This is a genomic window from Bathymodiolus azoricus thioautotrophic gill symbiont, from assembly GCF_001298715.1.
Lineage (GTDB): Bacteria > Pseudomonadota > Gammaproteobacteria > PS1 > Pseudothioglobaceae > Thiodubiliella.
This window is the reverse complement of record NZ_CDSC02000167.1, coordinates 1-12067: the sequence shown is the minus strand read 5'-3', so window position 1 is coordinate 12067 and position 12067 is coordinate 1. Positions and strand designations below refer to the sequence as shown.

The 12067-nt window shown below is 38.9% G+C and carries 8 protein-coding genes and 1 tRNA gene; all 9 read left to right on the top strand.

From position 1 onward, the window contains the following. Positions 1–151 precede the first annotated feature (151 nt). Positions 152–227, top strand: a tRNA-Trp gene (locus tag BAZSYMA_RS03340). A gap of 16 nt (positions 228–243) precedes the next feature. Further along, entirely contained in the window at positions 244–618 is a 375-nt protein-coding gene (secE, locus tag BAZSYMA_RS03335; protein WP_090715626.1) for a preprotein translocase subunit SecE, read from the top strand. Between the two features lie 16 nt (positions 619–634). Continuing rightward, positions 635–1168: a transcription termination/antitermination protein NusG gene (gene nusG, locus BAZSYMA_RS03330; protein WP_090715624.1), complete on the top strand. Its 534-nt coding sequence runs from the start codon at positions 635–637 to the stop codon at positions 1166–1168. A gap of 67 nt (positions 1169–1235) precedes the next feature. Beyond that, a complete protein-coding gene (gene rplK, locus BAZSYMA_RS03325) occupies positions 1236–1664 on the top strand; it encodes a 50S ribosomal protein L11 (RefSeq protein ID WP_090715622.1) in 429 nt (142 codons plus the stop codon). Positions 1665–1668: 4 nt separating this feature from the next. Continuing rightward, on the top strand, positions 1669–2364 hold the full coding sequence (rplA, locus tag BAZSYMA_RS03320) for a 50S ribosomal protein L1 (RefSeq protein WP_090715619.1): 696 nt from the start codon (positions 1669–1671) through the stop codon (positions 2362–2364). A 199-nt stretch (positions 2365–2563) separates the two neighbouring features. Then, positions 2564–3085, top strand: coding sequence for a 50S ribosomal protein L10 (gene rplJ, locus BAZSYMA_RS03315; RefSeq protein ID WP_090715616.1), 522 nt, complete (start codon positions 2564–2566; stop codon positions 3083–3085). Between the two features lie 28 nt (positions 3086–3113). Next, the gene (rplL, locus tag BAZSYMA_RS03310) at positions 3114–3494 is read left to right on the top strand and encodes a 50S ribosomal protein L7/L12 (protein WP_090715614.1); all 381 of its coding nucleotides are present in this window, start codon (positions 3114–3116) and stop codon (positions 3492–3494) included. A gap of 194 nt (positions 3495–3688) precedes the next feature. Beyond that, positions 3689–7771, top strand: coding sequence for a DNA-directed RNA polymerase subunit beta (rpoB, locus tag BAZSYMA_RS03305; protein WP_090715628.1), 4083 nt, complete (start codon positions 3689–3691; stop codon positions 7769–7771). 14 nt (positions 7772–7785) lie between these two features. Beyond that, entirely contained in the window at positions 7786–11982 is a 4197-nt protein-coding gene (gene rpoC, locus BAZSYMA_RS03300; protein WP_090715612.1) for a DNA-directed RNA polymerase subunit beta', read from the top strand. Positions 11983–12067: the final 85 nt, after the last annotated feature.

The following is a 12067-nucleotide window of genomic DNA, read 5'->3' as shown; positions in this document are numbered from 1 at the left end:
GTCTCGAAAGTAACTGACTAAGACATTGGTTTTTAGCATTTATAACGGATGACAGATTAAGAAATAGAAAAAGTAAGTGGCTCAATTTTGAGTCTTATAAAAAATACCTTTAGCAGTCCATAGGATTGGTAGAGGCATTTTTTTTAATTTTAGGCAAGTGGCTCAATTGGTAGAGTGGCGGTCTCCAAAACCGTTGGTTGGGGGTTCGAGTCCCTCCTTGCCTGCCATATTAAAGGATGTAATGTGAGTAAGAATGTAGAGAATCAAGTTAGATCAGAATCATCAATAGGCGTGATTGTATCGCTTCTAATTGTAGTGGGTTTTCTTGCGCTTTTCTATTTAGACCCGTTGGAGTTAAATGTAACACTTTATAAGGTGTTAGTTTTACTGGCGGGTTTAGTAATAGCAGGATTTGTGTTTTTCAAATCGCCACAAGGCATCCAATTTAGTGCGTTTTTAAAAGAAACAAAAATTGAATTACGCAAAGTTGTTTGGCCGACGAAGGATGAAACTATTAAGACAACCGGCATGATTATGGTAGCGGTAATTATCGTTGCTATTTTCTTGTGGATTGTTGATGCATTCTTTACTTGGGCTGTGCAATTATTAACAAATTAAAAAGAGGTTTTTAAAGATGTCTAAAAGATGGTATGTACTCCACGCGAGAAGCGGTTATGAAGCAAAAGTAAAGGCCACAATTGAAGAGGCAATTGATAGAGAAGGGCTATCAGACTTACTTGGTGATGTCATGATTCCAACTGAGAAAGTGGTAGAGCTAAAAGATGGACAGAAGAAAACAGCTGAGCGTAAATTTTTCCCAGGTTATATGTTAATCAATATGGAATTAACTGAGCCAAGTTGGTTATTGGTAAAAAATACCAACAATGTGATTGGATTTATTGGCGGGTCTTCGGGTAAGCCATCGCCAATTACACAGCGTGAAGTTGATAAGATTACGGCACGCGTACAAGAAGGTGCTGACAAGCCTAAGCCCAAGGTTGCTTATCAACCAGGTGAAGAAATTTTGGTTATTGATGGTCCATTTAATGAGTTTAATGGTACGGTTGAATCAGTTGATTATGAAAAGAATTTACTGAAAGTAGAGGTGTTGATTTTTGGACGCACTACACCAGTAGAATTAGAGTTTTCTCAAGTACAGAAGACTTAATTTAACAGGGGAGCTCTTAACACAGCGCTTGCACCCAAAATGAGGGAAAACCCTCGAGGAAAGAAAAATGGCTAAGAAAATTGAATCCTATATTAAGCTGCAGATTCCAGCACAAGAGGCAAATCCATCACCTCCAGTAGGCCCGGCATTAGGCCAACATGGTGTGAATATTATGGATTTCTGTAAAGCGTTCAACGCTTCAACGCAAGACATTGATAAAGGTATGAAGGTGCCAGTGGTTATCACAGTTTATAGTGATCGTAGTTTTACCTTTATTACTAAGACACCGCCAGCAGCATTGTTAATTTTAAAAGTAACAGGCATTAAAAAAGGCAGTGGTGTGCCACATACTGACAAAGTTGGCAAGATTACTCGTGCACAATTAGAAGAAGTTGCAAGTATTAAAATGAAAGATTTAAATGCAAATGATATGGATGCAGCAGTGAGTATTATTGCTGGTACAGCCCGTTCAATGGGTGTTGAAGTGGAGGGCTGAGACAATGGCTAAATTAACAAAAAAACAAAAAAATATCGCAGAAAAAATTGAAGCTGATAAGCGTTATGCAATGATTGAAGCGTTGACATTATTAAAAGAGTGTTCAACAGCAAAATTTGATGAGTCTATTGATGTGAGTGTCAATCTTGGTGTTGATGCAAATAAATCTGACCAAAATGTACGTGGCGCAGTAGTTTTGCCAAACGGTACTGGAAAATCAGTGCGTGTTGCGGTATTTACGCAAGGTGACAATATAGAAAAAGCAAAAGCAGCGGGTGCTGATGTTGTTGGTATGGAGGACTTAATGAAATCAATGCAGGATGGTGACCTTAACTACGATGTTGTGATTGCTTCTCCAGATGCAATGGGTGTTGTTGGTCGTTTAGGTCAAATATTAGGTCCTCGTGGTTTGATGCCTAATCCTAAAGTCGGCACAGTAACACCAGATGTTGCAACTGCGGTTAATAATGCAAAAGCAGGTCAGGTGCGCTATCGTACGGACAAAGCGGCGATTATTCATGCTGGCATTGGTAAAGCTTCATTTACTGCAGATGCATTGGCTGAAAATATTACTGCTTTAATGGAAGCATTGAAAAAAGCAAAACCTAGTTCGGCTAAGGGTATTTACTTTAAAAAAATAAGTGTTTCATCAACGATGGGTCCAGGCCTAAGTGTTGATTTAGCCTCAGTAGATATTTAGTTTAGACTAAAAAAAATTCTTTTAGGTCTTAGAATTATTCTATGACCTCAAAGACCATAGGTGCAGATATTCCTCCTGGAGTGTTTGTTTAAGTGAGTGGTAACACACTCAGCCTATGTAGAGGGTATGAGAATACTCTAGGGTGAAAGTTATAAAATTTTATAACTTTCTTTTTTAAACTGTTTAGGAGAGAGACAAAATGGCTCTAAATCTTGAAGCAAAAAAAGTTGTTGTTAAGCAAGTAAATGCACTCGCACAGAGTAGTATTTCTGTTGGTGTAGCTGAGTATCGCGGGTTAACAGTTGAGCAAATGACTAATCTACGTGCTAGCGCAATAGATGCAAATGTTTCTTTACGCGTCGTAAAAAATACCTTGGCAAAAAGAGCGTTAGAGAATACAGCGTGTGAATGTGTGATGCCTGTGTTGAGCGGACCGGTAGTTCTTGGTTTTTCACAAGAAGACCCAGGTGCGGTGGCACGAGTATTCAAAGATTTCGTTAAGGAAAACGAAGATTTAGTTGTTAGAGGTCTGGGTGTTTCAGGTGACTTTGTGGAAGCAAGTGAACTTAAGCGCATTGCAGATTTGCCAACTAAAGACCAAGCGATTAGCTTAGTGATGGCATTGATGTTGGCACCAGTTGAAAAACTAGCAAGGAGTCTAAATGATGTTCTTGGTCAAGTGACTCGAGTGGTTTCAGCAGTGGCACAACAAAAACAATAATAAATATAAATAAAAAGGAGTAAATATCATGGCTAAATTAACCAATGAAGATATTTTAAATGCAATTGCTGATATGTCAGTAATGGATGTTGTTGAACTGGTTTCAGCAATGGAAGAGAAGTTTGGTGTATCTGCTGCTGTAGTAGCAGCACCAGTTGCAGCAGCGGCAGATGCTGGTGCAGCAGCGGTAGAAGAAAAAGACGAGTTTGATGTAATGTTGACTAGTTTTGGTGAGAAGAAAGTTGCTGTTATTAAAGCAGTACGCGGTATCACTGGTCTTGGTCTTAAAGAGGCTAAAGATATGGTTGAATCAGCACCTGTTGCCATTAAAGAAGGCGCGTCTAAAGCAGAATCTGAAGATGTCAAGAAGCAGCTTGAAGAAGCTGGTGCTAGCGTAGAACTTAAATAATTAGCTCTACGAAAAACCCAGAATCCCCGTCCCCGTGAGGGGATTTTGGTGTTTTTGTACTCTTATTGAGTGCGTTATCAGTCTATAAAGGTTTATAGACTGACCCTATTATTAAAAGAGGTTTTTTGATCTCTTAGAGACTTTCTTAATAGATTGTCTTTTTTAAATTGTAAGATTAAATAATGCGAGGTATTATGGCTTATTCATTTACTGAAAAAAAGCGAATTAGAAATAATTTTGGTTCAAGAGAATCAATTTTAACTGAACCAGATTTACTGGCTATCCAGATTGAATCGTTTAACGGTTTTATTCAAGCAGGCAAAGAAGAAAAAGAAGATGTTGGCTTGCATGCAGTTTTTCAATCTGTTTTTCCAATTACAGCGAATAACGGTTATGCAGAAATTGAATATGTAGATTATGAACTACAACAGCCGAAATTTAATGTTGAAGAGTGTAAATTACGCGGCACTACTTTTGCTTCAATATTGCGTGTTAAATTAAATTTAGTTTTATTTGATAAAAATGGTTCAACTTTAAAGAAGAAGCGAAAAATTAAGCAAGTTATTGAAGAAGATGTTTATTTAGGTCAATTGCCATTGATGACTGACACAGGTACTTTTGTTATTAATGGTACTGAGCGTGTTGTGGTATCTCAATTGCATAGGTCACCAGGTGTTATTTTTGAACACGATAAAGGCAAGACGCACTCTTCAGGTAAGATTTTATTCTCATCTCGTATTATTCCTTACCGTGGCTCATGGTTGGATTTTGAATTTGACCATCACGAGCATTTATATGTGCGAATTGACCGTCGTCGTAAATTACCAGCAACTACATTATTGCGTGCAATGGGCCTTGATTCAAGTGTAATTCTTGATACATTTTTTGAGAAACTTGATGTTACGCTTAAAGCAAAATCTTGCGATGTGGGTTTATCTCCTGCCAAATTACGCGGTACAATTGCTGAATTTGATATTAAGTCAGGTAAAGATGTTGTGATTGAAAAAGGTCGTCGTATTACGACTAAGCACACAAAAATCTTAGAAAAAGAAGGCGTAAAATCAATTAATACACCATTTGAGTATTTATTAGATAAAGTTGTTTCGCAGGATGTTATCGATAAAGAAACAGGTGAAATTCTAATCGCTGCTAATACAGTTATTAGCGAAGAAGTATTAGAATTAATCATAGCTAACAAGATTAAGAAACTTGAAATCCTTTATATCAATGAATCTGAGACAGGTGCTTATATTTCTGATACTTTGCGCTTAGATGAGACGCAAACTGAAATTGAAGCGCGTATGTCTATTTATCATGTGATGCGCCCAGGTGAGCCAGCAACGGAAGATGCGGTTAATTTATTGTTTAACAATCTATTCTTTAAGAATGAACGCTATGATCTTTCTAAGGTAGGTCGTATGAAGCTTAATCGTCGTTTAGGCATTGAGGCTGAAACAGGCGAACATGTGTTGATGAACGAAGATATTTTGAATGTTGTTAAATTACTAATTAACATTAAAGATGGTAAGGATTCTGTTGATGATGTTGATACGCTTGCGAATAGACGCGTAAGAGCAATCGGTGAAATGATTGAGAACCAATTTAGAATTGGTTTAGTACGCGTTGAAAAGGCAGTTAAAGAAGGTCTGAACTTAGCTGAAACAGATGAATTAACACCACAAGATTTGATTAATTCTAATCCAGTGTCAGCTGCGGTTAAAGAGTTTTTTGGTTCTTCTCAGTTGTCTCAATTTATGGACCAAGTAAATCCATTATCAGGTATCACACACAAGCGTCGTATTTCTGCTTTAGGTCCAGGTGGTTTGACGCGTGAGCGTGCTGGTTTTGAAGTACGCGATGTTCATCCATCACACTATGGTCGCCTATGTCCAATTGAAACACCAGAAGGTCCAAATATTGGTTTGATTAATACGCTGGCAGTTTATGCTAAAACCAATAATTACGGCTTTTTAGAGACGCCGTATCAAGTGGTTAAGAGTGGTAAGGTCACTGATGAAGTTATTTATGTTTCTGCGATTGATGAAATCACACATACTATTGCACAGGCAAATGCCAGTGTTGATACAAAAGGTAAGTTGATGGATGATTTAATTTCTTGTCGTCATAAGAATGAATTTGTTTTGGTAAATTCTGAAGATGTCACTTTAATTGATATTGACTCTAAGCAAATTGCATCCGTGGCAGCATCGTTGATTCCGTTCTTAGAGCATGATGACGCGAACCGTGCGTTAATGGGTTCAAATATGCAGCGTCAAGCGGTACCAACACTTCGTGCTGAGAAGCCTTTAGTTGGTACAGGTATTGAGCGTGTTGTAGCAACGGATTCTCGTGTTTGTGTGACTGCTAAACATAGTGGTGTGGTTGAAGCGGTTGATGCTTCTCGTATCGTTATTCGTGTTGATTCTAAACAGACTAAAGTTAGTGAATTGGGTGTTGATATTTACAACCTTACAAAATACGCGCGCTCTAATCAGAATACTTGTATTAACCAAAAACCTTTGGTTAAAACTGGCGATAAAATATTAGCAGGTGATGTTTTGGCTGACGGTCCTTCAACAGATTTAGGTGAATTGGCGTTGGGTCAAAATATGAAAATCGCTTTTATGCCATGGAATGGCTATAATTTTGAAGATTCAATTTTAATTTCTGAACGTGTTATACAAGAAGACCGCTACACTACCATTCATATTGAAGAATTGACTTCTTATGCGCGTGACACTACTTTAGGTCCTGAGGAAATCACAGCTGATATTCCGAATGTTAGTGAATCTGCGCTTGCTAAACTTGATGAAGTTGGTGTGGTTTATGTTGGTGCTCGTGTTAAGGGTGGCGATATTTTGGTGGGTAAAGTGACACCTAAGAGTGAAACTGTACTTTCTCCAGAAGAGAAATTATTGCGTGCTATTTTTGGTGAAAAAGCCAACAATGTCAAAGACTCTTCGTTGCGTATTGGTGCATCAAAATCTGGTGTAGTTATTGATGTACAGGTCTTTACCCGTGATAGCGTTGAAAAGGACGCAAGAGCACAAAGTATTGATGAAAACAGATTGGCGAAAATCAGGAAAGATATTGACGATGAGTTTGGTATTATTGATGGTGATATTTTCCGTCGTATTCGCCTCAAACTTTCAGGTAATGAAGTAACAAAAGCTGTTGCTGGTATTAAGGCGGGTGAGAAACTAAGTGCTAAAAATATGAAACCTTTAACCAATGAAGAGTTTGCAAAGCTTAAAGTAAAAGATGCAGCTGTTAATAAAGAAGTAGCAGTATTGGTTAAACAGGCTAAAGCGAAACAAGTTGAGTTTGATGCTTTCTTTAAAAATGAACGCGCTAAGATTAACGAAGATGCAGAACTGCCACCAGGTGTCATGAAGATGGTTAAAGTTTATGTGGCGACGCGTAAAACACTCCAAGTGGGTGATAAGATGGCGGGTCGTCATGGTAATAAAGGTGTTATTTCACGCGTATCTCCAGTGGAAGATATGCCTTATTTAGCAGATGGCTCTACTATTGATGTTGTGCTTAATCCGCTAGGTGTACCCTCTCGAATGAATGTTGGGCAGGTGCTAGAAGTTCACTTAGGTTATGCAGCTAAAGGCTTAGGCTACAAGATTGCTGCGATGCTGGATGAAAAACGCACTGAAATGGTCAAGGAAATTAGAGCCTTCTTAGATAAGGTTTATAATTCTTACGGTAAGACAGAGGATTTAAACAGTTTTAACGATGAAGAAATTATTGAATTGGCAAACAACCTTCGTGAAGGCGTGCCAATGGCAACACCAGTATTTGATGGTATTAAAGAAAAAGACATTAAATCATTATTAAAGTTGGCTGATTTACCAGAATCTGGTCAAGAGCAACTTTACGATGGTCGCACAGGTGAAGCATTTGACCGCCCAATAACAGTTGGTTATATGCATATGTTGAAGCTTAATCATTTAGTTGACGACAAGATGCATGCACGCTCAACAGGACCTTATTCATTAGTAACGCAGCAACCACTCAGTGGTAAAGCACAATTTGGTGGTCAGCGTTTTGGTGAGATGGAAGTTTGGGCATTAGAGGCTTATGGTGCAGCACACACATTGCGTGAGATGTTAACCGTTAAATCAGACGATGTTACTGGTCGTGCGAAGATGTATAAGAGCATTGTTGACGGGGTGAATTTGACTGAGTCAGTCATGCCAGAATCCTTTAATGTATTGGTTAAAGAAATTCGTTCATTAGGTATTGATGTTGAACTTGAACAACACTAATTAGGAGTGTAAATATGAAAGATTTATTACAAATTTTAAAACAGCAAAACAAAGAGCAAGATTTTGATGCCATTAGAGTTGGCTTGGCTTCTCCTGAGAAGATTCGTTCGTGGTCGTATGGCGAGGTAAAAAAACCTGAAACCATTAACTATCGCACTTTTAAACCTGAAAGAGAAGGCTTGTTTTGTGCTAAAATTTTCGGTCCAATGAAAGACTTTGAGTGTTTATGTGGCAAATACAAGCGTATGAAATTCCGTAATGTTGTCTGTGAAAAATGTGGTGTTGAAGTAACCCTATCAAAGGTGCGTCGTGAACGCATGGGTCATATCAACTTAGCGGCACCAGTAGCGCATATTTGGTATTTAAAATCATTACCATCGCGTCTTGGACTATTGATGGATATGACATTAAAAGATATTGAGCGTGTTTTATATTTTGAGGCATTCTTAGTCACAGACCCAGGCTCAACACCATTAATATATAAGCAGTTGTTGACTGAAGAGATGTATTATGATGCACTTGATGAATATGGCGATGATGAGTTTGAGGCAAAAATGGGTGCAGAAGCCATCCAAGACATTCTAAAAGAAATGCAACTTGAAAAAGAAGCGGCAAACCTTCGTGAAGATAGTCTTAACACCAAAAGCCAGACTAAGCTTAAGAAGTATAATAAGCGTTTGAAGTTGGTTGATTCTTTGATTCAATCAAGTAATAAGCCTGAGTGGATGGTGCTTAATGTGTTACCAATTCTTCCACCAGACCTGCGCCCATTAGTGCCGTTAGATGGCGGTCGTTTTGCGACTTCTGATTTGAATGATTTATACCGTCGTGTTATTAATCGTAATAATCGTTTAGCGCGTTTATTAGAATTAGATGCCCCTGAAATTATTGTGCGTAACGAAAAGCGTATGTTGCAAGAAGCTGTGGATTCACTGATTGACAATGGTCGTCGTGGCCGTGCGGTAATGGGTAATAACCGTCGTCCGCTTAAATCAATTGCCGATATGATTAAGGGTAAGCAAGGTCGTTTCCGTCAGAACTTACTTGGTAAGCGTGTTGATTATTCAGGTCGTTCAGTGATTGTTTGTGGTCCATATCTTAAATTGCACCAATGTGGATTGCCAAAGAAAATGGCATTAGAATTATTCAAGCCGTTTATTTATAACCGTCTGCAAGCACAAAATTTAGCGTCAACCATTAAAGCTGCGAAGAAAATGGTAGAAGCAGAAACGCCAGAAGTTTGGGATATTTTAGAAAAAGTTGTGCATCAACATCCAGTGTTATTAAACCGTGCACCTACCTTACACCGTTTAGGTATCCAAGCATTTGAGCCATTACTGATTGAAGGTAAGGCAATTCAATTGCATCCACTAGTTTGTGGTGCATTTAACGCTGACTTTGATGGTGACCAAATGGCGGTACATGTACCTTTATCTGAAGAGGCACAATTGGAAGCAAGAACGCTAATGTTGGCTTCTAATAATGTTTTACATCTTGCAAGTGGTGAGCCAATTATCGTGCCTTCACAGGATGTAATCTTGGGTCTTTATTATATGACGCGTGATATGATTAATCAAAAAGGCGAAGGACTAATTTTTGCCAATGCCATTGAAGCATTAAATGCTTATGAATCAGGCGCTACTTCTTTGCACGCCAAAGTTAAATTACGCATTCAAGATTATGAAAAAGTTGATGGTAAATATCAGTCAACCAGCAAGCGTATTGTTGATACCACAGTAGGTCGTGCGATTTTCTCAAGAATTTTGCCAGCTGGATTGTCATTTGATTTGATTAACAAAGCGATTAGCAAGAAAGTAGTGTCAAACTTAATTCATGTTTGTTACCAAACGCAAGAATTAAAAGACACAGTAGTCTTTGCCGACCAAATGATGTATATGGGCTTTCAATACTCAACCAAGTCAGGTATTTCATTTTGTTCAAACGATATGACCATTCCTGATAGTAAAGCGGGCATGATTGATGAGGCAAATACACAAGTTAAAGAGGTTCAGAAGCAGTACGCACAAGGCGTGGTGACTGATGGTGAGCGTTATAACAAGGTGATTGATATTTGGTCACGAACTTCTGAGACTGTTGCGAAAGCAATGATGGACGAAATCGGCTTTGAGAATTTTGAAGACAGTAATGGTAAGATTCAAAAATTGCCATCGTTTAACTCGGTTTATATGATGGCTGACTCTGGTGCGCGTGGTTCACCTGCACAGATGCGTCAGTTAGCGGGTATGCGTGGTCTAATGGCAAAACCAGACGGTTCAATTATTGAAACACCCATTACTTCAAACTTCCGTGAAGGCTTGAATAATATGCAATACTTTATTTCAACACATGGTGCGCGTAAAGGTTTGGCTGATACAGCACTTAAAACAGCGAACTCAGGTTACTTGACGCGTCGTTTGGTTGATGTTGCACAAGATTTAGTTGTGAATGAAGAAGATTGTGGTACAGAAAATGGCTTGATGATGAAAGCAACCATTGAGGGTGGTAATATTGTGCAGACATTAGGCAAGGCAGTGTTAGGTCGTGTAATGGCTGAAGATGTTATGGTACCGGATTCAAAGAAAATATTACTACCCAAGGGTCACTTAGTAACATTAGAGGATTCAGACAAGATTAATAAAGTGGGTGTAGAGTCTATTAAGGCGCGTTCTACCATTACTTGTGATGCGCGTTACGGCGTGTGTGCTTCTTGTTATGGTAATGACATGGCACGAGGTCATAAGATTGGTGTTGGTGAAGCAGTTGGTGTGATTGCAGCGCAGTCAATTGGTGAGCCAGGCACACAGTTGACCATGCGTACTTTCCACATTGGTGGTGCAGCATCTGCATCAACAACAGTGAGTAGCATCAATATTGATAATGATGGTATCGCACATTTCGAAAGTCTTAAATCAATCACCAATGTGAATGGCGACTTAGTGGTTATTTCTCGTTCTACTGAGGTTACCATTCGTAATGCCAAAGGTCAAGAGGTTGAGCGATATAAGATTCCTTATGGTGCAATTGCTCATGTTAAAGATGGCGGTAAAGTTAAGGCAAAAGACAAGATTGCGGACTGGGACCCACATACGCATCCCATTATTTCTGAGCAAGCAGGTCGTGTGATTTTTGTTGACTTCGTGGAAGGTATAACGGTCAATAAAAACACAGACCCATTAACGGGGCTTGTTTTCTTCGAAATGATTGATGAAGGTGAACGCTCAGCAGCAGCGAAAGGTTTGAAGCCGATGATTAAAGTCGTTGAAGCAAAAGATTCTGAAGTTGTATTATCAACACACTACTTACCATCAGGAGTTAAGATTAATTTAGAAGACAATCAGGTAATTACAGCAGGTGAAGTTTTAGCGAAGATCCCTAAAGACCAATCTAAGACCAGTGATATTACGGGTGGACTACCGCGTGTTGCAGATTTGTTTGAAGCGCGCAAAGCGAAAGACCATTCAATTCTTGCAGAAGTAAGTGGTATTGTTAGTTTTGGTAATCCGACTAAGTCTAAGGAGCGCTTGATAATTACTTCACAAGAGGGCGAAGCCACTGAGATGATGATTCATAAATGGCGTCAAATTAATGTGTTTGATGGTGAGACTGTTGAAAAGGGTGATGTGATCTCTGATGGACCATCAAACCCGCATGATATTTTGCGTTTATTAGGCGTAGAGGCACTGGCGAGTTATGTGATTAAAGAGGTGCAGAATGTTTACCGTCTACAAGGTGTAAATATTTCCGATAAGCATATTGAGGTGATTGTTAAACAAATGTTACGCAAGGTAGAAGTGCTTGACACAGGTGATTCTAACTTAGTGAATGGAGAAACAGCTGAGTATGCTCGTGTGATAGATATGAATAAACAGCTAGCAGCACAAGGTAAAGACTTGGTGGTTTATCAAAGATTGCTAATGGGTATTACTAAAGCGTCATTAGCAACAGAGTCATTTATTTCTGCAGCATCGTTCCAAGAGACAACGCGTGTATTAACTGAGGCATCGACTACAGGTCGTGTTGATAATTTACTAGGTCTTAAGGAAAATGTGATTGTTGGTCGTTTAATTCCAGCAGGTACAGGCTTTGTTCATCATCAGGAGCGTAAGGCTCGTCGCGTAGAAAATACCATGCAAACTGCAGAAGCAGAGGCGCAACTTTCAGCTGAATTGAGTGAAGCAGACGCAGAGATGCAAGCATCCGCTGAACAATAGCAGTTATTACTACTTAAATAAAGAAAGCCATGCTAATGTAAGTTAGCATGGCTTTTTTTATTTTTAGAGACCTTTACATAAATAG